General features: G+C 67.4%; 23 protein-coding genes. 11 read left to right on the forward strand and 12 right to left on the reverse strand.

Annotated elements, in window-relative coordinates; genetic code table 11:
- Positions 1-68 precede the first annotated feature (68 nt).
- The 4 genes from A3AG_RS0124580 to A3AG_RS0124595 are packed head-to-tail and all read left to right on the forward strand — an operon-like array spanning position 69 to position 5,064.
- Positions 69-1,400 carry an MFS transporter gene (locus tag A3AG_RS0124580; protein ID WP_018007958.1) on the forward strand — a complete coding sequence of 444 codons (1,332 nt, stop codon included), beginning with the start codon at positions 69-71 and terminating at the stop codon, positions 1,398-1,400.
- Positions 1,401-1,440: 40 nt separating this feature from the next.
- A complete protein-coding gene (gene hydA, locus A3AG_RS0124585; RefSeq protein ID WP_018007959.1) occupies positions 1,441-2,877 on the forward strand; it encodes a dihydropyrimidinase in 1,437 nt (478 codons plus the stop codon).
- 42 nt (positions 2,878-2,919) lie between these two features.
- Entirely contained in the window at positions 2,920-4,311 is a 1,392-nt protein-coding gene (locus A3AG_RS0124590; protein WP_018007960.1) for an amidase, read from the forward strand.
- Between the two features lie 9 nt (positions 4,312-4,320).
- Positions 4,321-5,064, forward strand: a complete 744-nt coding sequence (locus A3AG_RS0124595; protein ID WP_018007961.1) for an aspartate/glutamate racemase family protein — start codon at positions 4,321-4,323, stop codon at positions 5,062-5,064.
- Positions 5,065-5,101: 37 nt separating this feature from the next.
- Here the strand turns inward: A3AG_RS0124595 and A3AG_RS0124600 are convergent, their stop codons facing one another.
- The 4 genes from A3AG_RS0124600 to mutL all read right to left on the reverse strand — a co-directional run bounded on the left by A3AG_RS0124600 (position 5,102) and on the right by mutL (position 9,517).
- Positions 5,102-5,845, reverse strand: coding sequence for a GntR family transcriptional regulator (locus tag A3AG_RS0124600; RefSeq protein ID WP_018007962.1), 744 nt, complete (start codon positions 5,843-5,845; stop codon positions 5,102-5,104).
- Positions 5,846-5,941: 96 nt separating this feature from the next.
- Positions 5,942-6,454: a GNAT family N-acetyltransferase gene (locus A3AG_RS0124605; RefSeq protein WP_018007963.1), complete on the reverse strand. Its 513-nt coding sequence runs from the start codon at positions 6,452-6,454 to the stop codon at positions 5,942-5,944.
- An 80-nt stretch (positions 6,455-6,534) separates the two neighbouring features.
- Positions 6,535-7,503, reverse strand: coding sequence for a tRNA (adenosine(37)-N6)-dimethylallyltransferase MiaA (miaA, locus tag A3AG_RS0124610; protein WP_018007964.1), 969 nt, complete (start codon positions 7,501-7,503; stop codon positions 6,535-6,537).
- Positions 7,504-7,534: 31 nt separating this feature from the next.
- On the reverse strand, positions 7,535-9,517 hold the full coding sequence (gene mutL, locus A3AG_RS0124615; protein ID WP_018007965.1) for a DNA mismatch repair endonuclease MutL: 1,983 nt from the start codon (positions 9,515-9,517) through the stop codon (positions 7,535-7,537).
- 165 nt (positions 9,518-9,682) lie between these two features.
- On the opposite strand from mutL, the gene A3AG_RS0124620 reads away from it, so the two are divergent.
- Positions 9,683-10,336, forward strand: coding sequence for a VTT domain-containing protein (locus A3AG_RS0124620; RefSeq protein WP_018007966.1), 654 nt, complete (start codon positions 9,683-9,685; stop codon positions 10,334-10,336).
- Positions 10,337-10,375: 39 nt separating this feature from the next.
- On the opposite strand, the gene A3AG_RS0124625 is transcribed toward A3AG_RS0124620, so the two are convergent.
- Positions 10,376-11,224: a SirB1 family protein gene (locus A3AG_RS0124625; protein WP_018007967.1), complete on the reverse strand. Its 849-nt coding sequence runs from the start codon at positions 11,222-11,224 to the stop codon at positions 10,376-10,378.
- 91 nt (positions 11,225-11,315) lie between these two features.
- A complete protein-coding gene (gene murJ, locus A3AG_RS0124630) occupies positions 11,316-12,866 on the reverse strand; it encodes a murein biosynthesis integral membrane protein MurJ (protein ID WP_026164449.1) in 1,551 nt (516 codons plus the stop codon).
- 318 nt (positions 12,867-13,184) lie between these two features.
- Here murJ and rpsT point away from each other — a divergent pair, with 318 nt between their 5' ends.
- The gene (gene rpsT, locus A3AG_RS0124635; RefSeq protein ID WP_006579059.1) at positions 13,185-13,451 is read left to right on the forward strand and encodes a 30S ribosomal protein S20; all 267 of its coding nucleotides are present in this window, start codon (positions 13,185-13,187) and stop codon (positions 13,449-13,451) included.
- Positions 13,452-13,571: 120 nt separating this feature from the next.
- Here the strand turns inward: rpsT and A3AG_RS0124640 are convergent, their stop codons facing one another.
- Positions 13,572-13,871: a DUF3579 domain-containing protein gene (locus A3AG_RS0124640; protein WP_012353767.1), complete on the reverse strand. Its 300-nt coding sequence runs from the start codon at positions 13,869-13,871 to the stop codon at positions 13,572-13,574.
- Between the two features lie 443 nt (positions 13,872-14,314).
- Between A3AG_RS0124640 and argF the strand changes: the two genes are divergently transcribed.
- Both argF and ppnP read left to right on the forward strand, forming a co-directional pair.
- Positions 14,315-15,238 carry an ornithine carbamoyltransferase gene (argF, locus tag A3AG_RS0124645; RefSeq protein ID WP_018007968.1) on the forward strand — a complete coding sequence of 308 codons (924 nt, stop codon included), beginning with the start codon at positions 14,315-14,317 and terminating at the stop codon, positions 15,236-15,238.
- Between the two features lie 79 nt (positions 15,239-15,317).
- Positions 15,318-15,629, forward strand: a complete 312-nt coding sequence (gene ppnP / locus A3AG_RS0124650; RefSeq protein WP_026164450.1) for a pyrimidine/purine nucleoside phosphorylase — start codon at positions 15,318-15,320, stop codon at positions 15,627-15,629.
- Between the two features lie 36 nt (positions 15,630-15,665).
- Here ppnP and murB read toward each other — a convergent pair whose 3' ends face one another.
- Entirely contained in the window at positions 15,666-16,685 is a 1,020-nt protein-coding gene (gene murB, locus A3AG_RS0124655) for a UDP-N-acetylmuramate dehydrogenase (protein ID WP_018007970.1), read from the reverse strand.
- 123 nt (positions 16,686-16,808) lie between these two features.
- Here murB and A3AG_RS0124660 point away from each other — a divergent pair, with 123 nt between their 5' ends.
- On the forward strand, positions 16,809-17,294 hold the full coding sequence (locus A3AG_RS0124660) for a YajQ family cyclic di-GMP-binding protein (protein ID WP_012353763.1): 486 nt from the start codon (positions 16,809-16,811) through the stop codon (positions 17,292-17,294).
- Positions 17,295-17,340: 46 nt separating this feature from the next.
- Here the strand turns inward: A3AG_RS0124660 and A3AG_RS0124665 are convergent, their stop codons facing one another.
- From A3AG_RS0124665 to A3AG_RS0124675, 3 genes are all read right to left on the reverse strand, one after another.
- Positions 17,341-17,793: a DUF192 domain-containing protein gene (locus tag A3AG_RS0124665; RefSeq protein WP_018007971.1), complete on the reverse strand. Its 453-nt coding sequence runs from the start codon at positions 17,791-17,793 to the stop codon at positions 17,341-17,343.
- A gap of 175 nt (positions 17,794-17,968) precedes the next feature.
- Positions 17,969-18,169, reverse strand: coding sequence for a hypothetical protein (locus tag A3AG_RS0124670; RefSeq protein WP_018007972.1), 201 nt, complete (start codon positions 18,167-18,169; stop codon positions 17,969-17,971).
- 107 nt (positions 18,170-18,276) lie between these two features.
- Positions 18,277-18,939, reverse strand: coding sequence for a pseudouridine synthase (locus A3AG_RS0124675; protein WP_018007973.1), 663 nt, complete (start codon positions 18,937-18,939; stop codon positions 18,277-18,279).
- 264 nt (positions 18,940-19,203) lie between these two features.
- On the opposite strand from A3AG_RS0124675, the gene icd reads away from it, so the two are divergent.
- Both icd and A3AG_RS0124685 read left to right on the forward strand, forming a co-directional pair.
- Positions 19,204-20,454 (forward strand): NADP-dependent isocitrate dehydrogenase, encoded by a 1,251-nt coding sequence (gene icd, locus A3AG_RS0124680; RefSeq protein WP_018007974.1) that lies wholly within the window; start codon positions 19,204-19,206, stop codon positions 20,452-20,454.
- Positions 20,455-20,596: 142 nt separating this feature from the next.
- Entirely contained in the window at positions 20,597-21,058 is a 462-nt protein-coding gene (locus tag A3AG_RS0124685) for a VOC family protein (protein WP_018007975.1), read from the forward strand.
- Between the two features lie 236 nt (positions 21,059-21,294).
- On the opposite strand, the gene A3AG_RS0124690 is transcribed toward A3AG_RS0124685, so the two are convergent.
- Positions 21,295-21,501, reverse strand: coding sequence for a cold-shock protein (locus tag A3AG_RS0124690; protein WP_012353757.1), 207 nt, complete (start codon positions 21,499-21,501; stop codon positions 21,295-21,297).
- Positions 21,502-21,840 lie beyond the last annotated feature (339 nt).

Here is a 21,840-nt window from a genome sequence, read left to right on the forward strand (position 1 = left end):
GGAGACAAGCCGGCACGCAGCCATCGAACGGGGCGTACCGGACAGGCCAGGACCATTGGAGGACCACCATGCAAGCAGTCAGCCTCGACACAGCCGGCAAGAGCGGCGCGTCGGCCCAGAAGCAATCCGTCGCGCGCGTTGCCGGGGCCAGCCTGGCCGGCACCACGCTCGAGTTCTACGACCATTTCATCTACGGATCGGCCGCCGCGCTGGTCTTCCCCAAGCTGTTCTTCCCGCAGAGCGATCCGCTGACCGCGACGCTGCTGTCCTTTGCCAGCTACGGCGTGGCGTTCGTGGCGCGGCCGCTGGGGGCGGCGATCTTCGGCCACTTCGGCGACAAGATGGGCCGCAAGTCGATCCTGATCATCACGCTGCTGATGATGGGCCTGGCCACCTTTGGCATCGGCCTGTTGCCGACCTATGCCGCGGCCGGCGCGCTGGCGCCGCTGCTGCTGGTGCTGCTGCGCGTGGTGCAGGGCCTGGCGCTGGGCGGCGAGTGGGGCGGGGCGGCAATCATGGTCAACGAGCTCGATCCCGAAGGGAAACGGCGCGGCATCCTCGGCAGCCTGGTGCAGCTGGCCGCGCCGATCGGGCTGCTGCTGGCCAACGGCATCTTTGCGCTGGTGACCTGGCAGGTATCGGAAGAAGCCTTCCTCAGCTGGGGCTGGCGCGTGCCGTTCCTGCTGTCGGCGCTGCTGGTCGGGGTCGGGCTGTATATCCGTTCCAACGTGCGCGAATCCGGCATGTTCGAGAAGCTGGAGGAGTCGCATGCCGAAGCGCGCGCCCCCATCATGGAAGTGCTGCGCCACTACAAGAAGCAGCTGCTGATCGCGTTCGGCGCACGGCTGGGCGGCGACATCGCCTTCTACGTGTTCACGCTGTTCCTGCTGTATTTCGTGCCGACCAAGCTGGGCCTGCCCAAGAGCATTGCGCTCAATGCCGTGCTGCTGGGCGCGGTGGCGCAGATCCTGTTCATCCCGATCGCCGGCCTGCTGGCGGACCGCATCGGCCGCCGCCCGGTGCTGATGATCGGCGGCATCGGCGGCGCGGTGTGGGCGTTCGTGTTCTTCGCCCTGGTCAAGACCGGCAGCCCGGCGCTGATCATGCTGGCCTCGTTCGTCGGCATGGTGCTGGTGTCGTTCATGTTCTCGCCGCTGGCGTCGTTCCTGCCCGAGCTGTTTGCCACCCGGGTGCGCGTAACCGGCGCCTCGCTGGGCTTCCAGTTTGCCGGCGTGTTCGGCGGCGCGCTCGCCCCGCTGATTGCCGTGGGCCTGCTCGACCGCTTCGGCAACACCATGCCGGTGGCGCTCTACCTGGCGGCGGTGTGCGCGCTGATCGCGGTGGCGGCGTTCGCGGCGCGTGAAACCGCGCGCATGCACCTGTCCGACGCCGACCGCTGAAGCGCGGCCTCTCTCCTTGTCCTCACAACAAAACCGTACCGTGAAACAGTTCGACCTCATCATCCGCAACGGCACCGTGGTGACCGCCAGCGACACCATGCAATGCGATATCGGCATCGCCGGCGGCCGCATCGTGCAGCTGGGCCATGACCTGGGCGAGGCCGCCCAGGTCATCGACGCCAGTGGCAAGCTGGTGCTGCCGGGCGGTGTCGATGCGCACTGCCACCTGGACCAGCCGATGCCGGACGGCTTGTGCATGGCCGACGACTTCCGTACCGGCTCGGTCTCGGCGGCGTGCGGCGGCACCACCACCGTGATCCCGTTCGCGGCGCAGGAGAAAGGCCATTCGCTGCGCGCCGCGGTGGCCGACTACCATCGCCGCGCCGGCGGCAAGTCGGTGGTCGACTACGCCTTCCACCTGATCGTGGCCGACCCGACCGGGGCCGTGCTGAACGACGAGTTGCCGGGCCTGATCCGTGAAGGCTATTCGTCGTTCAAGATCTACATGACCTACGACGACCTCAAGCTGAACGACCGCGAGATCCTCGAGGTGCTGTCGGTGGCGCGCCAGGAAGGCGCGCTGGTGATGGTGCATGCCGAGAACTCGGACTGCATCGCCTGGCTGACCGACAAGCTCGAGGCGGCCGGCAATACCGCGCCGAAGTTCCATGCGCTGGCGCGGCCGATGGCGATCGAGCGCGAGGCCACGCACCGCGCCATCACCTTCTCCGAGTTGGTCGACGTGCCGATCCTGATCGTCCATGTCTCGGGCAAGGAGGCGGTCGAGCAGATCCGCTGGGCGCGCAACCGCGGCATGAAGATCTTCGCCGAGACCTGCCCGCAGTACCTGTTCCTGACCGCCGAAGACCTCGACCAGCCCGGCTACCACGGCGCCAAGTGCGTGTGCAGCCCGCCGCCGCGCGACCGCAGCAACCAGCAGGTGATCTGGGACGGCCTGGCCGACGGCCTCTTCACCATCTTCTCGTCCGACCATGCACCGTTCCGCTACGAAGACGCGCAGGGCAAGAAGCCCGGCGGCCAGGAAGTCCCGTTCCAGTACATCCCCAACGGCATCCCCGGACTGGAGACGCGGCTGCCGCTGCTGTTCTCGGCAGGCGTGGTGGGCGGCCGCATCTCGGTCAACCAGTTCGTCGCGCTGACCTCGACCAACCCGGCCAAGCTCTACGGCCTGCATCCGCGCAAGGGCACCATCGCCATCGGCGCCGATGCCGACCTGGCGATCTGGGATCCGCAGCGCGAAGTGACGATCCGCAATACCGAATTGCACCATGCCGTCGACTACACCCCCTACGAGGGCCTGCGCGTGACCGGCTGGCCGGTGACCACGCTGGTGCGCGGCAAAGTGGTGGCGCACGAGGGCGAGGTCATGGCCGAGGCCGGCCACGGCGAGTTCCTGCCATGCGGCCTGCCGGAAATGGCGCGGCCGCGCTACCGCACATCGGGCGGCAGCCTGTGAGCGCCGCCTTGCACGACCAATAGTTTGACCGACACTGTAGACATGGAACTGACCAACCGCCTGGACGCCGCCACCATCGCGGCCCGCGTCGCCGCCGGGCGCCTCGATCCCGCCGAGGTGGCGGCGGCCTTCCAGGCCCGCATCGCGGCGCGCAACGACCAGCTCAACGCTGTCTTCGAACAACGCCAGGAACTGGTCGATGCCGACCTGGCGCAGTTGCGCGCGCGCCTGGCGCAGGGCGAGCGCCCGTTGCTGGCAGGGGTGCCGGTGATCGTCAAGGACGTGATCTGGAGCCAGGGCCGGCGCGTGACGCAGGGCTCGCAGCTGTACCGCGACTTCATCGCACCCGCCGACGCGATCGCGGTCGAACGGCTGCGCCGCGCCGGCGCGATCGTGCTCGGCATGGGCAACACCTCGGAGTTCGCCTGCAAGGGGCTGACCACCAACAAGGTCTATGGCCTGACGCGCCATCCGCGCGATGCCACGCTGACCGCGGGCGGCTCGTCGGGCGGCTGCGCGGTGGCGGTGGCGGCCGGCATGGCGCCGCTGGCGCTGGGCACCGATGGCGGCGGCTCCAGCCGGCGCCCGCCCGCGCATGCCGGCGTGGTCGGCTTCAAGCCCTCCTACGGCGCGATCCCCGACTCGGTCGGCTTCGCCCATGCCTTCAACGGCATTCAGGTGATTGCGCCGATCACGCGCACCGTCGCCGATGCCGAGCTGATGTTCGAGGCGCTGGCCGGCGCCGATCCGCGCGACCCCGACACGCTGGGCTTTGCGCTGGCCGCGGCGCGGCCGCTGCATACGCTGAAGATCGCGGTCAGCCCGCGCCTGGGGCTGGACACGCCGGTCGACGACGATGTCGCCCAGGCCTTCGAGCAGGCCGTGGCGCGCTTGCAGGCCGCGGGGCTGAGCATCGAGCGCGCCGACCCGGCGTGGCCGCAAGGCGCCGACGAGGCCGCGCTGATGCCGCTGCAGCATGTCGGCCTGGCCAACCTCTATGGCGACGCCTGGCGTCGCGACCCGGAGCTGTTCGATGCCGACGTCGCGCGCCAGATCGAGCGCGGCCTGGCGTGGACCGGCGCCGAGGTCGCGCGCGCGCGCGAGGCCAGCCGCCAGATCGCGCTGGCCGTGGCCGGCTTCTTTACCCGTTATGACCTGCTGCTGTGCCCGACCACGCCGTGCGTGGCCTGGCGCAACGATCGCCTCGGGCCGGAGCGCATCGGCGGCGTCGCGGTCGAGCCGCGCGCCCATGCCGTGTTCACCCCCTTCTTCAACCATGCGCTGGCGCCGGCGATCTCGGTGCCTTGCGGCAGCGGCCGCGACGGCCTGCCGGTGGGCCTGCAGATCGCCGGCCCGCGCGGTGCCGACCGCAGCGTGCTGGCCGCTGCGAAGCTGGCCGAAAGCGTGCTGGCGTCCTTAGTCAACCCTGCCTGATCCCCTGACATGCGAATCCTTGTTCTGAATCCCAACACCAGCGAAGGCATCACCGCGCGCCTGATGGCCGCGGCTACCGAAGCCGCCGCGCCCGGCACCGAGCTGGTGCCGCTGACCGCAAGCCGTGGCGTGCCGTATATCGCCACCCGCGCCGAGGCGCAGATCGGCGGCGCCATCGCGCTGGAAATGCTGGCCGAGCATCACAACCAGTTCGACGCGGCGGTCATCGCCGCCTTCGGCGATCCCGGCCTGATGGGGGCACGCGAGCTGTTCGACCTGCCCGTGGTGGGCATGGCCGAGGCGGCGATGCTGTCGGCGTGCATGCTGGGTCGGCGCTTTGCCATCGTCACCTTTGCCCGCGCGCTCGGCCCGTGGTACGAGGAGTGCGTCGACATGCATGGCCTGCGCGGCCGGCTGGCCGGCATCCGCATGCTCGACGGCAGCTTTGCCTCGGTCTCGGACGTGCAGGAAGAGAAGGAAGCCGTGCTGGTGGAACTGGCCAACCGCGCGGTGGTGGAGGACGAGGCCGATGTGGTGATCCTGGCCGGCGCGCCGCTGGCCGGCCTGGCCGCGCGCGTGCGCGACCGCATTCCGGTGCCGGTGGTCGACCAGATGGCCGCCGCCGTCAAGCAGGCCGAGGCGCTGGTCGCGCTGCAGCCGCGCAAGGCTACCGCGGGTACGTTCCGCCGCCCGGATGCCAAGCCCACGCTGGGTTTGAGCGCCGCGCTGGCGGCGCGCATCGAGCACCGCTAAGCCGCACCGCGGCTTGCTTTTACGGTGACGCCGCGGCTCAGACCGCGGCGAACACCGCTTCCAGGTCGACCTTTCCCTCGGCCGGCAGCTCCAGCCGCAGCGTGCTTTCGACGTGGCCGAGGTGCTCGGCCATCAGCCGCGCGGCGCGTTCGCCGTCGCCGGCTTCGAGCGCATCGACGATATCGTCGTGCTCGTGATGCGGGCACGACGGCACGCCGGGCGCGTCATACAGCGCGATGATCAGGCAGGTCAGCGAGCACAGCTCGCGCATGTACTTGCCCAGGTACTGGTTGCCCGTCATTTCCGCGAGCCTGCAGTGGAACTCGCCCGACAGCCGGATGATGGCGCGGCGGTCGTTGCTGTCGCGCGCCTGGGCTTCCTGGCGCGTGGTTTCGCGCAGCGCGCGCACGCCCCCGGCGCTGATCGCGCCGGCCAGGTCCCGCACCAGCGCGGGCTCCAGCAGGTGGCGGGAATGCAGCACCTGGCGCGCTTCGGCCACGCTCGGGCTGGAGACGAAGGTGCCCCGGTTGGGATGCACGGTCAGCACGCCCTCGTGCGCCAGCTTGGCGAAGGCCAGCCGCACCTTGGTGCGGCTGACGCCGAACACGCCGCCCAGCTTTTCCTCGACCAGCTTGGTGCCCGGCGGCAGGCGGTGCTCCCAGATCGCGGTCAGGATGCGGTCGGCGATTTCCTCGACCGACGCGCCGCGCGCGCCGTCCGCGTCGGTCTCGGGGAGTCCGTCGGCGGGCCTGGCGGTCGGTTCGGCTTTGGTGCGTGGCATGGCGGTTGGCGCGGTCCGAAAAAAGACAGTTGGTGCTGCCATTGTATGGCGGTTCGGCATCAAGTGTATAACACCGAAGGTGGGCCGGTTGCCGTCTTATTCAGCGCCGAGCTGGTCCAGTGCGGCGCCGGTCACGCGGCAGATGCGCCAGTCGGGCAGCACGTCTGCGCCCATGGCCCGGTAGAAGTCGATCGACGCCTGGTTCCAGTCCAGCACCGACCATTCGAAGCGGCCGCAGCCGCGCTCGACCGCGAGCGCGGCCAGGTGCTTGAGCAGGGCCTTGCCCAGGCCGTGCCCGCGCCAGGCTGGATCGACGTAAAGGTCTTCCAGGTAGAGGCCCGGCTTGGCCAGGAAGGTCGAGAAGTTGTGGAAGAAGAGGGCAAAGCCGACCGCCTTTCGGCCTGCATTGCCGTCGACATCGGTGTCGACTTCCACCAGCACGGCCTCGGCATGCGGCGTGGCGCCGAACAGCGCCGCCTCGATCTTCCGCGGCGTGGCTTCGACCAGGTGCGTCAGCTTTTCGTATTCGGCCAGCGCCAGGATCAGGTTGAACAGGGTTTCGCTGTCGGCGGCGGTGGCGGGACGCAGCGTGAAGGTGGGCTTGGACATGCGGGTCGGCCTTGCGAGGTCAGGGACCGGCAATTATCGCCTGTCCGTCACTCGCCATGCCAGCCGGCAATGCCGCAGGATCAGTGTCCGAAGTCCGCCAGCCTGCGCACGTGGCCGACATAATCGGGCGCCAGGCAATCGACCACCAGCCGCTCGGGCGTGCTGCGCAGCCAGGTCAGCTGGCGCTTGCACAGCTGGCGCGTGGCGGCGATGCCGCGCTCGCGCATGGTGGCAAAGTCGGCCTCGCCATCCAGGTATTCCCACACCTGCCGGTAACCGACGCAGCGGATCGATGGCAGTCCCGGATGCAGGTCGCCGCGCGCGCGCAGCCGCTCGACCTCTTCGATAAAGCCGTGCGCCAGCATGGCGTCATAGCGTTGGGCGATGCGGGCATGCAACGCCAGCCGGTCCGATGGCTCGAGCGCGATCACGCGGTAGCGCTGGTCGGCCGCGCCGGCAAAGGTGCGGCCCTCGGCCTGGCGCGCCAGCAGCGCCGACATCGGCTGGCCGGACAGCCGGTAAATCTCCAGCGCGCGCTGGATGCGTTGCGCGTCATTGGGTGCGAGCCGCGCCGCGGTGACCGGGTCGACCTCGGCCAGCATCGCATGCAGCGCCGGCCAGCCGCGCTCGGCGGCGAGCTGGTCGAGCTCGGCGCGCAGCGCGGCGTCGGCCTGCGGCAGGTCGTTGAGTCCCTGCGTCAGCGCCTTGTAATACAGCATGGTGCCGCCGACGATCAGCGGCACATGGCCACGCGCGCGGATCTGCGCGATCAGCCGCTCGGCATCGGCGACAAACTGCGCGGCCGAGTAGCTGTCGGCCGGGTCGATGATGTCGATCAGGTGGTGGGGCGCCACGGCCAGTTCGTCGCGGGTGGGCTTGGCGGTGCCGATATCCATTTCGCGGTACACCAGCGCCGAGTCCAGGCTGATGATCTCCACCGGGGCGTCGGCCGCCAGCGCCAGCGCGGCGGCGGTCTTGCCGGACGCAGTGGGGCCGAGCAGGCAGACCACGGGCGGGTGCGAGGCGGAATCGTGGGGTACGACGGACATCGAAAGCCTTGGATCGAAGATGCGAGCGCGCTTATTGCCCGCGCAGGAACAGCCGGTCGAGCTCGGTCACGGTCAGCTGCACCCAGGTGGGCCGGCCGTGGTTGCACTGGTCGGCGCGCTCGGTCTGCTCCATCTGGCGCAGCAGCGCGTTCATTTCCTCGACCGTGAGCTTGCGGTTGGCGCGCACCGCGCTGTGGCAGGCCAGCGTGGCGAGCAGTTCGTTGCGGCGCTCGGCCAGCACGCGCGAGCCGCCGTAGGCGTGCAGGTCGCGCAGCACGTCGCGCGCCAGCGCCTCGGCATCGGCCTGCTGCAGCAGCGCGGGCACCGCGCGCACCGCCAGCGTGGTGGGCGACACCGGGGCGATATCGAAGCCCAGCAGCGTCAGCGTCTCCTGGTGTTCTTCGGCCACGCCGATCTCGACCGGGCTGGCGGTCAGCGTGACCGGGATCAGCAGCGGCTGCACCGCCAGCTCGCGTGCGTCCAGTGCGGCCTTGATCTGCTCGTAGAGGATGCGCTCGTGCGCCGCGTGCATGTCGACCAGTACCAGCCCGCGCGCGTTCTGCGCCAGCACGTAGATGCCGTGCAGCTGGGCGATGGCATAGCCGAGCGGGTGTTCGTCGGCGGCGCCGGTCGCGTCGGACGCCGGCGCCTGCGGCAGCCGGTCCAGCAGGCCGGGCGCATCGCCGGCGCGCGCGGCCTGGACGTCGGCCAGCCATGCCGGCGGTTGCGCCGAAGCGCCGGCCCAGCCGCCGGAGGGCGTTGCGGGCGCGCCGTAGGGGCGTGCCGCCGGCGCGGTCGCCTCGCGCACCATGCCGAGGTAGGCCTGGCGCGGCTGGGCGATGCCCAGCTCGGTCTGGCGCGCCGCGGAATAGTTGATCCACTGGCCCGGGCCACCGGCGCCAGGCAGCGCCGCGGCCGCCGGCGTCGCGGCGCCCGGCGCCAGCGTGATCTCGCCGTCGGCATCGGTATGCAGGCTGTCGCCGTTGGCGCCGGCCTGGCGTGCCAGGCAGCGCTGCACCGCATGGTAGACAAACTGGTGCACGGCACGCGATTCGCGGAAGCGCACTTCGATCTTGGACGGGTGCACGTTGACGTCGACCATCTCCGGCGGCAGGTCCAGGCACAGCACGTACGACGGGAAGCGGTCGCCGTGCAGCACGTCCTGGTAGGCGCTGCGCACCGCATGGTTGAGCAGCTTGTCGCGCACGAAGCGGCCATTGACAAAGAAGTACTGCTGGTCCGGCCGCCCGCGCGAGGCGGTCGGCAGTCCGGCAAAGCCGTACAGGCTCAGGGCGTCGGCGTGCTCGTCCAGCGCCAGCCGGGCGCGGGCGAAGTCGCTGCCCAGCACCTGCGCCGTGCGCGTGGCGACGTCGCCGGCATTCCAGTGCTCCAGCGGCTTGCCGTTGTGGTGGACCGAGATGGTCACGTCCGGCCGTGCCAGCGCCACGCGCCGGACCATCTCCAGGCAGTGGCCCAGCTCGGTTTGTTCGGTCTTGAGGAACTTTCTGCGCGCCGGCGTGTTGAAGTAGAGATGCTGCACGTCGACCGTGGTGCCGACGCCGCCGGACGCGGGCTGGAGCGCACCGGAATCGGCGCTGACCTGGGTGGCGTGGGCATCGGCCGCGGTGCGGCTGGTCAGCGACATCTGCGACACCGACGCGATCGAGGCCAGCGCCTCGCCGCGGAAGCCGAGCGTCAGCACCGATTCGAGTTCGTCGAGCGAGGCGATCTTGCTGGTGGCGTGCCGCATCAGCGCCACCGGCAGTTCGGCGGCGGGAATGCCGCAGCCGTTGTCGGTGATGACGATGCGCCGCACGCCGCCTTCCTCCAGCCGGATGCCGAGCTGCGTGGCGCCGGCATCGAGCGCGTTTTCCAGCAGTTCCTTGACCACGGACGCCGGCCGTTCGACCACTTCGCCGGCGGCGATCTGGCTGATGAGCTGGTCCGGCAGCGGCCGGATCGGGCGCGGCTGCTGGGTGGTGCGCAAGGCAGTGCTGGAAGGGGAGGCTGGCATCCGGCGATTATACGTGGACGTTCCCCCACGCAGACGGGTTGCCGAGGTGGGGGAAAGGCGCAGCCGCTCTTGTATGATTCAGGCCATGGCGGCGTGGATCTGAGATCGGCGCCGCAGGGAAATAAACCGTCAAACCACCACACGGGGAACGACTTGGATCTCGCTTTGCAGCTCATCGACATGCTGGTGCATGTCGACAAATACCTCGGCACGGTCATCGACCAGTACGGCCACTGGGTCTATGCCATCCTGTTCCTGATCGTTTTTGCCGAGACCGGGCTGGTGGTGCTGCCGTTCCTGCCGGGCGACTCGCTGCTGTTTATCGCCGGCGCCTTCTGCGCCACCGGCGCCATGAACGAATGGGTGCTGATCGGCCTGCTGCTGGTGGCGGCGATTTCGGGCAATACCGTCAACTACATGGTGGGCAACTGGATCGGGCCCAAGGTGTTCGACCACCAGTGGCGCTTCCTGGACCAGGATGCCTTGCGCCGGACCCATGACTTCTATGAGCGGCACGGCGGCAAGACCCTGGTGATGGCGCGCTTCGTGCCGATCGTGCGCACCTTCGCGCCGTTCGTGGCGGGGGTGTCGCAGATGACCTTCGCGCGCTTCCAGATGTTCAACGTGATCGGCGCCGTGGCATGGGTGGTCGGCCTGGTCTTTGCCGGCTACTTCTTCGGCAACCTGCCGTTCATCCGCCAGTACCTGAACCTGATCGTGCTGGCCGGCATCGGCGCGGCGGTGGTGCCGCTGGTGCTGGGCGGCCTGTGGAAGCTGGTGCGCGGCAACCGCCGCCGGCCCACGCGCGTCGAGCGCTGAGCCGCGTCAGCCGAGTTGCCTCAACTAAGTTAAGCCGCCTCAGCTGAGGCTGCGGCTCATCATCCGCAGCGCGGGCATGCGCTCGCGGATCTGGCCGATATCGGCGGCGTCGGGGCGGGCCCGGACATAGGCTTCCAGATCGGCCAGCGCGGGGCGGAAGCACTCCAGGTTGGCATAGGCCAGGCCTCGGTCGCGCACTTCCTCGATCGAACCCGGCAGCAGGATCACCAGCCGGTTCTGCACCGCCAGCAGCCGCTGCCAGCGCGATTCCTGCAGATAGATCGCCTTCAGGTTGCGCAGCATGCGCGCGATGATCTCGCGGTGGCTGGCCGCGCGCAGGAACAGGCCCAGCGGCACCTGGCTGGCGTCACTGATGCCTTCGCGCTCCAGGTACGGGTCCAGCATTTCCTGCAGCTGTTCCTTCGACAGGGTTTCGCCGGTGAGCGGGTCCAGTATCACCTCGCCGGCCGGGATCGTCATGCGCAGCAGGAAATGGTTGGGGAACGACACGCCCTTGAGCGGCAGGCCGATCTGCTGGCCCAGCTCCATATGCAGCACCGCGAGCGAGATCGGGATGCCGCGGCGCTGGCGCAGCACCACGTTCAGGTAGGAATTGTCGGGATCGTAGTAGTCGTTCGCGTTGGCGCCGAAGCCCAGATCGCGATAGAAGAAATGGTTCAGCAGGCGCAGCCGCTGGATCGCGGGGGTGCCTTCGGCAATCCGCCGCTTCAGCCGCAGCGCCAGCACGTCCAGCGCCGCCAGCTCGCCCTGCAGGTCCAGGTCGGGATAGGCGTCCTGCGCGATGGACAGTGCGGTTTCGGTCAGCGGGATGCCGTTTTCGTCGGCCACGAGGCTGGCGAAATAATCCAGGACTTTGGTGGATGTCATGTCGGTTTCCCGGTGCAGCCGCCGGCACCGCGCGCAGCGTGGGTCACCAATGCCAGGCGCTCAGCCGGCAATGGCAGTTGCCGCTGACCCATCAGCCGGCCCGGCGCCTGAAGGCAGAGTAGCGCAGTCCCATGAGCCACAGTGTACCGAAGTAGACCACCGCTGCAAGTACCAGGCACGAAGCCAGCAGCGCGATGCGCAGCAGCGGCGTCGCGCCCAGGCCGATCCAGTCGAAGTTGCGCGCGAACCAGAGCAGCATGCCCGACAGCAGCAGTACCGAAGCGCTCAGCTGCGCCAGGAACAGCCACCAGCCCGGCGCGGGGCGGTACAGGCCGCGCCGGCGCAGGCCGAAGAACAGCAGCAGCGCGTTGAGCGTGGCGCCGGCGCTGATCGACAGCGCCAGCCCGGCATGGCCGATCCAGGGCACGAACGCCACGTTGCAGGCCTGCGTGATCACCAGCACCAGCAGCGCGATCTTGACCGGCGTGCGGATATCCTGGCGCGCATAGAAGCCCGGCGCGAGGATCTTGATCGAAATCAGACCCATCAGGCCCACGCCGTACGAGACCAGCGCCTGGCGCGTCATCTCGACCGCATGGGCGTCGAACTTGCCGTAGTTGAACAGCACCGCGGTCAGCGGCGCGCCGAACACGAACAGCCCGACCGCGCATGGCACGGCCAGCAGGAAGGTCAGCCGCAGACCCCAGTCGAGCAGGCTCGAATACTCGGCATGGTCGCCCGAGGCGTTGGCCCTGGACAGGCTGGGCAACAGGATGGTCCCCAGTGCCACGCCCAGCAGCGCGGTCGGGAACTCCATCAGCCGGTCGGCATAAGTCAGGTACGAGACGCTGCCGGCTGCCAGCCGTGAAGCAATATTGGTATTGATGATCTGGCTGACCTGCGCCACCGACACCGCCAGCAGCGCCGGCCCCATCTGGCGCAGGATGCGGCGCACGCCCGGGTCCGACCACGCCGCGCGCAGGTTGAAGCGGATGCGCGGCATCACGCCCAGGCGCCGCAGCGCCGGTACCTGGATCGCCAGCTGCAGCACGCCGCCGATGAGCACGCCCCATGCCTGCGCGTAGATCGGCTGCTCCATGTGCGGGCCGACGAACAGCGCCGCCACGATCAGGCACAGGTTGAGCAGCACCGGCGTAAAGGCCGGCACCGCGAACTTGCGCCAGGTATTGAGGATGCCCGACGCCAGCGCCACCAGCGAAATCAGCCCGATATACGGGAACATCACCCGCGTCATGAACACGGCCGCGGTATAGGTATCGGCCTGGCCGCGGAAACCCGTGGCGACCACCGTCATCACCAGCGGCGCGCCGATCACGCCCAGCAGCGACACGGCCATCAGCACCCAGGTCATCACGGTGGCGACGGCGTCGACCAGGGCCTTGGTCGGGGCATCGCCGCGCTTGGTGTGGTATTCGCCCAGGATCGGCACGAAGGCCTGCGAGAACGCGCCTTCGCCGAAGATGCGGCGCAGCAGGTTGGGAATGCGGAAGGCCACGTTGAACGCGTCGGTCATGTCCGACGCGCCGAAGGCGCGGGCGATCAGGATCTCGCGCACCAGGCCGGTGATGCGCGAGAGCATCGTCAGGCTGCTGATGGTGGCGAGCGCTTTGAGCAGGTTCAAGATGCGGACAGGTGGGGAACGGTGGGCCGGTGCCGTCGGCACCGCGAGCTGGTTGAGACGCGATCCAGGCAGTAAAGTTGCCGGCGCGCCACGTGGCCCGGCACAATGTGGCGCTTATTATACGGATCGCGCCCGGCGCCGACCCTGCGCCTGCAAAGTCCCGGCGGTCTTGTCACGTGCGCCGGCATCTGTGTATAATTGCCGATTCACAAGGACAGTTGCGTTCCGGATTCGTGTGTCAGTGCATCCCGGGTCGCTCGATATGACTTAATTGTTGTGTCCCCCGCGGCACGCATCTGAATTCAGGATATTTTTTACATGGCAAATTCCGCACAAGCCCGCAAGCGCGCCCGCCAGGCCGTTGCCCAGAACGCTCACAACTCCAGCCTGCGTTCGCGTCTGCGCACCGCCGTCAAGGCCGTCCGCAAGGCCATCGACGCTGGCGACAAGGCCGCTGCCGCCGAGATCTTCAAGAACTCGCAAGCCGTGATCGACAGCATCGCCGACAAGAAGATCGTGCACAAGAACAAGGCTGCACGTCACAAGTCGCGCCTGTCGGCCGCCATCAAGGCCATGGCTGCCTGATAGCTGCCCGGGCCGCCAAGGCGGCCCAGCAGAGGCGGGTGCCCCCGGGCATGCCGCCAGCAATAAAAAAAGCTCGTCATCCGACGAGCTTTTTTGCTTTCCGGTGCCGCGCCGCCGCGCTTATTCGAGCGAGCAGGCTTCCACCAGCTGCAGGTTGTTGTCGCGGGCGAAGTTCAGCACGAAGTCCAGCGCCTTGGGCTCGATATCGCGCAGGCGCACATCCACCACCACGCATTTGACGTTGCCGGCAAAGATCGGCCGCACGTAAGGCGAGTAGGTCAGGCGCGGGTCGCCGCTGTCGCCTTCGGGGCGGAACTGCGCCATCACGCCGCACAGTCGTTCAGCCCAGTCGCTCGGGCGGAAGGTCTTGCCTTCCTTGGTAATGCCTTGGATAAAGTATTCGCGAACGTTGGGGTTCATGAGGCTGGACACTGCGGGTGAGGCGGATGACTCGACGGTAAGCCCGCTGGACGGGGGCGCCCGTTTGACGCGGCCGGGACGCGATTGGTTCGCGCTGGTTCCAGCCGGAAGGCGGGGCGTCGGTGTCCTGCAGGGGCACTTTTGATGCCGGCGGCGGGCACTGGCATCGGTATGCCGGGCCCCGCGTGAATCAGCCAGTATTATATCTTATATAAGAGTTGCGCATAAGGGCGAAATCCTGTCAGGAAGCTGTCAGCGCAACCGTGCGGCAGGTTGCGGCCGGGTCGATCCGGGCTCGCCAAAGCAGAAATAATCCCTTATGATCCTTGCAGTTAAATTGCGTATGCGACGCGAAAGGCGGCTCCGCGACGCGCTTCGATCCTGAACAGTTTGCAAGAACAGTTCATGGCGGCGCGTCCCCACCGAGCCGCCTTCTTTGTTTTATGAGCTCAACCCCGATCAAGCATTACCTCCAGTTCAGCGACTTCACTCCCGACGAGTACGAGTACCTGCTGGACCGCGCGCGGATCCTGAAGGCCAAGTTCAAGAACTACGAGACCTGGCACCCGCTGCACGACCGCACGCTGGCCATGATCTTCGAAAAGAATTCCACGCGTACGCGCCTGTCGTTCGAAGCCGGCATCCACCAGCTCGGCGGCCACGCGGTGTTCCTGAACACGCGCGACTCGCAGCTGGGCCGCGGCGAGCCGATCGAGGATGCGGCGCAGGTGATTTCGCGCATGGTCGACATCATCATGATCCGCACCTTCGGCCAGGACATCATCGACCGCTTCGCCGCGCATTCGCGCGTGCCGGTGATCAATGGCCTGACCAACGAATACCACCCGTGCCAGGTGCTGGCCGACGTCTTCACCTATATCGAGCAGCGCGGCAGCATCCGCGGCAAGACGGTGGCGTGGATCGGCGATGCCAACAACATGGCGTACACCTGGATCCAGGCCGCCGAGCGCCTCGGTTTCACCTTTCACTTCTCGGCACCGCCGGGCTACCAGCTGGACCCGGCCATGGTGCCGGCGTCCGCCTCGGGCCTGGTCAAGGTCTTCGACGACCCGCTCGCGGCCTGCCAGGGCGCCAGCCTGGTCACCACCGACGTGTGGACCAGCATGGGCTTCGAGGCCGAGAACGATGCCCGCAAGCGCGCCTTCAAGGACTGGATGGTCACCACCGCGATGATGGACCGCGCCCAGCCCGACGCGCTCTTCATGCATTGCCTGCCGGCGCACCGGGGCGAGGAAGTCGAGGCCGCCGTGATCGACGGCCCCAAGAGCGTGGTCTGGGACGAGGCGGAAAACCGCCTGCACGTGCAGAAGGCGCTGATGGAGTACCTGCTCTGCGGCCGCTACTGAGCGCGCCCGGGGTGAACAGGAGAGGGGCCGTTGCGGCCCCTCTTTTTACGTCTTTCGCAAGACACCCAAGGAGATGGAAGTGAGCCAGTTCGACAACGTATCGGTCGTCAAGAAAGCCAACCTGTATTTCGACGGCAAGTGCGTGAGCCACACCGTGCTGTTCCCGGACGGCAGCCGCAAGACGCTGGGCGTGATTTTCCCGGCCTCGCTGACCTTCAGCACCGGCGCGCCCGAAATCATGGAAATCAACGCTGGCAGCTGCCGCGTGCGCCTGGCCGGTGCGGAAGACTGGCAGACCTACGGCGCCGGCCAGCAGTTCAGCGTGCCGGGCAACAGCAGCTTCGACATCGAGGTGCAGGAGACGCTGGACTACGTCTGCCACTTCGCGTGACAGCCGCGGCGGGCCAGCGCGGCTGGCCCGCCGGCTTTACAGCACCACCGGTTCCGGCTCGATGCGCACGCCGTAGCGGGCCTGCACGGTATCGGCGATGCGGTTGGCCAGCGCCAGCAGCATCGCGCCGGTGCCGCCGCCGTGGTGCACCAGCACCAGGGCCTGCTTGCCATAGACGCCCACCGGGCCGTCGCTCAGGCCCTTGAAGCCGCAGCGGTCGATCAGCCAGCCGGCGGCCAGCTTGTACGTGCCATCCGGCTGCGCATAGCTGACCAAATCCGGATGCGCCTGCAGCAAGGCGTCGCGCTGCGCCGCGCTGACCAGCGGATTCTTGAAAAAGCTGCCGGCATTGCCCAGCTGCGCGGGGTCGGGCAGCTTGCGCGAGCGGATCGCGACCACGGCGTCGCGGATGGCGGCCGCGTCCGGCGCGGCCTGGCCGTCCAGTTGACGTGCCAGTTCGCCGTACGACAGCACCGGCTGCCATCCCTTCGGCAGGCGCAGCGTGACCGCGGTAATGATGTAGCGCCCGGCGCCGGCACGCTTGAACAGGCTGTCGCGGTAGCCGAACCCGCATGCTTGCAGGTCCAGCCACACGAAGGTGCCGGTGTGCCGGTCATAGGCACGCACGCCGGCAAAGCGCTCGCGCAGTTCCACCCCGTAGGCGCCGATGTTCTGGATCGGGGCCGCACCGGCGGTGCCCGGGATCAGCGCCAGGTTTTCCAGCCCCGGCATGCCGTCGGCGATGGTGCGGTTGACCAGCGCGTTCCAGTTTTCGCCCGCGCCCACGGTGACCAGCCAGGCATCGCCGCCTTCGCTGTTGGCTTCGAACTGGTAGCCGGGGATTTCCATCAGCAGCACCAGCGCGTCGAGATCGCCGGTCAGCACGACATTGCTGCCGCCACCCAGCACCACCAGCGGCAAACCTTCGGCGCGCGGGTCGGCCAGGGCCGTGATCAGGTCGGTCTCGCTGCGCACGTGCACCGCAAAGCGCGCGCGCGCGTCGAATCCGAATGTATTGTGGCGACGCAGGGGATAGAATTCGTGGAAATCTGCCATGCAAGGGAAAGGTGACGCGGCCGCCGCTGGTGTGCGCGACCCGGAACTGCGAGGTAGGCTGGATTATACGGAAGGCGCCGTGCACGGCCGGCTTCCGGGCATACGGATCACAAGGAGAATGCAATGCCGTCGTTTGACGTAGTGTGCGAAGCGAATATGGTCGAGGTGAAGAACGCCGTCGAGCAGGCCAACAAGGAAATCTCGACGCGCTTCGATTTCAAGGGCTCCGACGCCCGGGTCGAGCATAAGGAAAACGAACTGACCGCCTTTGCCGACGACGATTTCAAGCTGGACCAGGTCAAGGACGTGCTGATCAGCAAGATGGCCAAGCGCAATGTCGACGTGCGCTTCCTCGATTACGGCAAGACCGAGAAGATCAGCGGCGACAAGGTCAAGCAGGTGATCACCATCAAGAAGGGCGTGACCGGCGACCTTTCCAAGAAGATCGTGCGCATGATCAAGGACAGCAAGATCAAGGTGCAGGCCAGCATCCAGGGCGACACGGTGCGCGTGTCGGGCACCAAGCGCGACGACCTGCAGAACGTGATCGCCATGCTGCGCAAGGATGTGTCCGAGGCACCGCTGGACTTCAACAACTTCCGCGACTGAGCAGCACCGCGCCGGCTTTCGTGCCGGCGCCGCGCGCAGCCGCCCCTCAGCGCGGCTGCGGCAATCCGCCGATCTTCGCGCCCGCCTTGATGCCCTTCTGCGCGAACCACCCCTGGTTCATTTCAAGCGCATAGCGGACGGCCGCCTTCGGGCAATGGTTGTTTTCGGTGCGCGGCGCCATGTCTTCGATATTGACGATGGTGCCGTCGTCGGCCAGGAATGCAATCGACAGCGGCAGTTCGGTATTGCGCATCCAGAAGCAGTGGCCCGCCTTCTGCTCGAACACGAACAGCATGCCGGAATTCGGCGCCATCGATTTCCGGTACATCAGGCCTTGCTCGCGCGCCGCGGGCGTGGCGGCGACTTCGGCCTGGATCGCATACATGCCCGCGGTCAGCGGCGCCACCGGCAGCGCGCCTTGGGCGTTGGCAACGCCGGCCGCGAGTGCGGCAAGCAGAATGCAGCAGCGTGAGGTCAGGGTCTTCGACAACAAGGGCATGATGGTCAGTCCGGGAAGGCTCGGCGTCGGGCAGCCGCAAGCATAACGCAGGTTGCACGCGTGGCACGCCGCGCGCGGTGCAACCGTCACCAAACAAAAAGGCAGGCGCGCCCTGGTGGCGGCCTGCCTTGCTTTCTGCTGCCGGCGCACGGCCCGGCAGCGGTGCCAGCCGTGGTTACGCGGCCGGGGCTGCGGCAGCAGCGGTTTCCTTCTTCTTGCTGTGCTTCTTGTGGGTGGCCTTCTTCTTGGTGGTCTTCTTCGGGGCTTCCTTGGTGGCCGCGGCCGCGGGCGTAGCCGGCTCGGCAGGCACAGCGGCCTGGGCGAAGGCGCCGGTGGCGAACAGGCCGACAACCAGTGCAGCGATCAGTTTTTTCATGGCGTATTACCTCGAAGGATAAAAGCAGTCGGGAAAGTGGTGACGCGTGGTTGGACGTGTCCCCGACAAGAACGAGGCCGCTGTTGCCAGCGTTGACGGTCGATTTGTTAGCTTTTGTAACGTAAGCGCCGCTTGGCGTCGTTCGCCTGTCTGGTCTTAAAGACATGAAGGCGCGGCTTTGGTGCAGCGCGCGCTGTAGGCGTTGCCAGGGGCAGGCCCGACCCGGGGAGCGGCACTTCGCAGCTTTCGCCGGGCGCTAGGCCGAGCGCGCGCAGGTCGAGCGCACCGATTGCCACCCGTACCAGCCGCAGCGTCGGGAAGCCCACTGCCGCCGTCATGCGCCGCACCTGCCGGTTCTTGCCTTCCCGGATCTTCAGCTCCAGCCAGGCCGTCGGAATGGCGGCGCGAAAGCGCACCGGCGGATGGCGCGGCCACAGCCAGTCGGGGGCATCGATCGCATGCACCGTCGCCGGCCGGGTCACGAAATCGCCGAGATCGACCCCGGCGCGCAGGCGGGCGAGGGCGTCCGCGTCGGGAATGCCTTCGACCTGCGCCAGATAGGTCTTCTCGAGCTTGTGGCGCGGGTCCGCGATGCGCGCCTGCAGGGCGCCATCGTCAGTCAGCAGCAGCAAGCCCTCGCTGTCGGCGTCGAGCCGCCCGGCCGGATAGACGCCGGGCACCGACACGCACGACGCCAGCGTGGGCCGCGTCGGGTGTTCCGAGAACTGGCTCATGGTGCCAAAGGGCTTGTTCAGGGCGATCAGGGTCATGGGGCGCAAGTATGCCGCAGCAGCGCGCCGGCGGCGCGGATCGGGGTCCGGCCCGATTGGCGGATGATGAAAAATTGCTGCATAATATAAAATTAGTCTTGTGTCTTATATAAGACTAAAGCCGCTCAGACATGGCGCAGGCATGATGCAGGGCAGTATGGAGGGGCATCCAGGCCCGCTACAATGCACAGCGCCATCTCCCCGAATCTCGCCGTCCGGCCACGAACCGGCGGCAGTCACAACCGTTCCGTAACTGGAGACGTCATGTACCAACACATCAAGGTTCCGGCAGGCGAAAAGATCACGGTCAACCAGGACTTCTCGCTCAATGTCCCGGACAACCCGATCATTCCTTATATCGAAGGCGACGGTACGGGCCTCGATATCACCCCGGTGATGATCAAGGTGGTCGACGCGGCCGTGGCCAAGGCCTACGGCGGCCAGCGCAAGATTGCCTGGATGGAGATCTACGCCGGCGAGAAGTCGACCAAGGTCTACGGCCCCGACGTGTGGCTGCCGGATGAAACCCTGGACGTGCTGAAGGAGTACGTGGTGTCGATCAAGGGTCCGCTGACCACGCCGGTCGGCGGTGGCATCCGCTCCCTTAACGTGGCGCTGCGCCAGCAGCTGGACCTCTATGTTTGCCTGCGCCCGGTACGCTACTTCAAGGGCGTGCCCTCGCCGGTGCGCGAGCCGGAAAAGACCGATATGGTGATCTTCCGCGAGAACTCGGAAGACATTTACGCCGGCATCGAATGGGCGGCGGAAAGCGACCAGGCCAAGAAGCTGATCGCCTTCCTGCAAAACGAGATGGGCGTGAAGAAGATCCGCTTCCCGGCCACCTCGGGCATCGGCGTCAAGCCGGTGTCGCGCGAGGGCACCGAGCGCCTGGTGCGCAAGGCGATCCAGTACGCGATCGACAACGACAAGCCGTCGGTGACGCTGGTGCACAAGGGCAACATCATGAAGTTCACCGAAGGTGGCTTCCGTGACTGGGGCTATGAGCTGGCACAGAAGGAATTCGGCGCCGAGCTGGTCGACGGCGGCCCGTGGTGCAAGTTCAAGAACCCGAAGACCGGCAAGGACATCGTGGTCAAGGATGCCATTGCCGACGCCTTCCTGCAGCAGATCCTGCTGCGCCCGGCCGAATACTCGGTGATCGCCACGCTGAACCTGAACGGCGACTACATCTCTGACGCGCTGGCCGCGCAGGTGGGCGGCATCGGCATCGCACCGGGCGCCAACATGTCTGACTCCGTGGCGATGTTCGAGGCCACCCACGGCACCGCGCCGAAGTACGCCGGCAAGGATTACGTCAATCCGGGCTCGGAAATCCTGTCGGCGGAAATGATGCTGCGCCACATGGGCTGGACCGAGGCCGCCGACCTGATCATCGCGTCGATGGAGAAGTCGATCCTGTCCAAAAAAGTCACCTACGATTTCGCCCGCTTGCTGGAAGGTGCGACGCAGGTGTCGTGCTCGGGCTTCGGGCAGGTGATGATCGACAATATGTAAGCACAGACTCCCGCCACGGCGGGCCAGCTGTCGACAAAAACCCCGGTACCGGATACCCGTACCGGGGTTTTTTTTCTTGCCCGCCGCCGCGGCGTTGGCTAGAACTTCTGGACTGACGGGCATCCGGCCCGGGGAGACTGGCATGGACGATCCCTTCCGCCGCACCGCCTTCGGCGCGGCCCTGTTCTACAAGGATCCGCTGGCGGCGCTGGACTGGCTGGAGCGGGCGTTCGGGTTCGAGCGGGTCATGGTGATCCGCGACCAGCAAGGGCAGCTGGTGCATTCCGAAATGCGTTTTGGCGACAGCTACCTGATGGTGGGCAGCGAGTGGGCCGACTTTACCGCCAGCCCGGCGTCGATCGGCGGCAAGAATACGCAGACCGTGCACGTGCATCTTCCCGACGGGCTCGACCAGCATTGCGAGCGGGCCCGGGCCGCCGGGGCCGTGATCCTGCGCGAGCCGCAGGACGAGTTCTATGGCGACCGCACCTACACCGCCCGCGATGCAGAGGGCCATGTCTGGACCTTCGGCCAGACTGTGCGCAAGGTCACCAGGGAGGAGGCCGAACAGGCCAGCGGGCTGAACATCGACGGCTGGGCCTGAACTGGCCGGATGGACGGCCGGATGAACGGCCGCAGGCCGGCCAGAAAACCAGAAAGCCCGGCGCCAGGCCGGGCTTTCCATTGGGTGTGCGTGCCGCTGATGCGAGCCGGTGCCCGCCGCGCCGCCCCTGGCGGCCAGCGGGGCGCTGGCATCGGTCCCGTTCCGGGGGGAAGCCCCCCACACCCTGGTTGACCGCTCCGGTGGCTCTGCGGCCGGGGATGCGGTCGCGGCGCGCTTTAGCTGGCGTCCTGGATATTGGTGGCTTGCTTGCCCTTCGGGCCCTGGACCACCTCGAACGAGACGCGCTGGCCTTCCTTCAGCGTCTTGAAGCCCGCCATCTGGATAGCCGAAAAGTGCGCAAACAGTTCTTCTTCGCCCTCGTCCGGCTTGATGAACCCGAAGCCCTTGGCGTCATTGAACCATTTGACGATACCGCTTGCCATATACTCCCCCAACGAAATAGCAGATTTTCAAGCGGGGAAGCTTGCCAGCCAGACGGCACGGACTGCGGCGCCATGGCTGGCCGCGTGCTGTGGCGCGGCCGGCGATGACGCGCGGCGAGTGCTATCGCGAGGCGGCCAGTCTGATTGCTGACTCGCCGCCGCGGGCCGTGGGCCTCCCTGCTCACGGATCACCCGCCTTGGCTGTTGCTTTGGCTCGCTGGCCTTCGGTGGGTGTGCGGCCGATTTTTCTGGCAAAGCCGGGGACTGTCAAGCTGGCGGATTCCCCACTGCCAGGAGGGTGTGGCAGGAACAGGACGGCGCCCGGTGTTACCGTTGCCA

The organism is Cupriavidus neocaledonicus, assembly GCF_000372525.1.
Lineage (GTDB): Bacteria > Pseudomonadota > Gammaproteobacteria > Burkholderiales > Burkholderiaceae > Cupriavidus > Cupriavidus neocaledonicus.

Bases quoted from the DNA above. Each gene is read 5' to 3' on its own strand.
- A3AG_RS0124580 (WP_018007958.1), top strand. From the start codon at position 69: ATGCAAGCAGTCAGCCTCGACACAGCCGGCAAGAGCGGCGCGTCGGCC.
- A3AG_RS0124590 (WP_018007960.1), top strand. From the start codon at position 2,920: ATGGAACTGACCAACCGCCTGGACGCCGCCACCATCGCGGCCCGCGTC.
- A3AG_RS0124595 (WP_018007961.1), top strand. From the start codon at position 4,321: ATGCGAATCCTTGTTCTGAATCCCAACACCAGCGAAGGCATCACCGCG.
- A3AG_RS0124600 (WP_018007962.1), bottom strand. From the start codon at position 5,845: ATGCCACGCACCAAAGCCGAACCGACCGCCAGGCCCGCCGACGGACTC.
- A3AG_RS0124605 (WP_018007963.1), bottom strand. From the start codon at position 6,454: ATGTCCAAGCCCACCTTCACGCTGCGTCCCGCCACCGCCGCCGACAGC.
- miaA (WP_018007964.1), bottom strand. From the start codon at position 7,503: ATGTCCGTCGTACCCCACGATTCCGCCTCGCACCCGCCCGTGGTCTGC.
- mutL (WP_018007965.1), bottom strand. From the start codon at position 9,517: ATGCCAGCCTCCCCTTCCAGCACTGCCTTGCGCACCACCCAGCAGCCG.
- A3AG_RS0124625 (WP_018007967.1), bottom strand. From the start codon at position 11,224: ATGACATCCACCAAAGTCCTGGATTATTTCGCCAGCCTCGTGGCCGAC.
- rpsT (WP_006579059.1), top strand. From the start codon at position 13,185: ATGGCAAATTCCGCACAAGCCCGCAAGCGCGCCCGCCAGGCCGTTGCC.
- A3AG_RS0124640 (WP_012353767.1), bottom strand. From the start codon at position 13,871: ATGAACCCCAACGTTCGCGAATACTTTATCCAAGGCATTACCAAGGAA.
- argF (WP_018007968.1), top strand. From the start codon at position 14,315: ATGAGCTCAACCCCGATCAAGCATTACCTCCAGTTCAGCGACTTCACT.
- murB (WP_018007970.1), bottom strand. From the start codon at position 16,685: ATGGCAGATTTCCACGAATTCTATCCCCTGCGTCGCCACAATACATTC.
- A3AG_RS0124660 (WP_012353763.1), top strand. From the start codon at position 16,809: ATGCCGTCGTTTGACGTAGTGTGCGAAGCGAATATGGTCGAGGTGAAG.
- A3AG_RS0124665 (WP_018007971.1), bottom strand. From the start codon at position 17,793: ATGCCCTTGTTGTCGAAGACCCTGACCTCACGCTGCTGCATTCTGCTT.
- A3AG_RS0124670 (WP_018007972.1), bottom strand. From the start codon at position 18,169: ATGAAAAAACTGATCGCTGCACTGGTTGTCGGCCTGTTCGCCACCGGC.
- A3AG_RS0124675 (WP_018007973.1), bottom strand. From the start codon at position 18,939: ATGACCCTGATCGCCCTGAACAAGCCCTTTGGCACCATGAGCCAGTTC.
- icd (WP_018007974.1), top strand. From the start codon at position 19,204: ATGTACCAACACATCAAGGTTCCGGCAGGCGAAAAGATCACGGTCAAC.
- A3AG_RS0124685 (WP_018007975.1), top strand. From the start codon at position 20,597: ATGGACGATCCCTTCCGCCGCACCGCCTTCGGCGCGGCCCTGTTCTAC.
- A3AG_RS0124690 (WP_012353757.1), bottom strand. From the start codon at position 21,501: ATGGCAAGCGGTATCGTCAAATGGTTCAATGACGCCAAGGGCTTCGGG.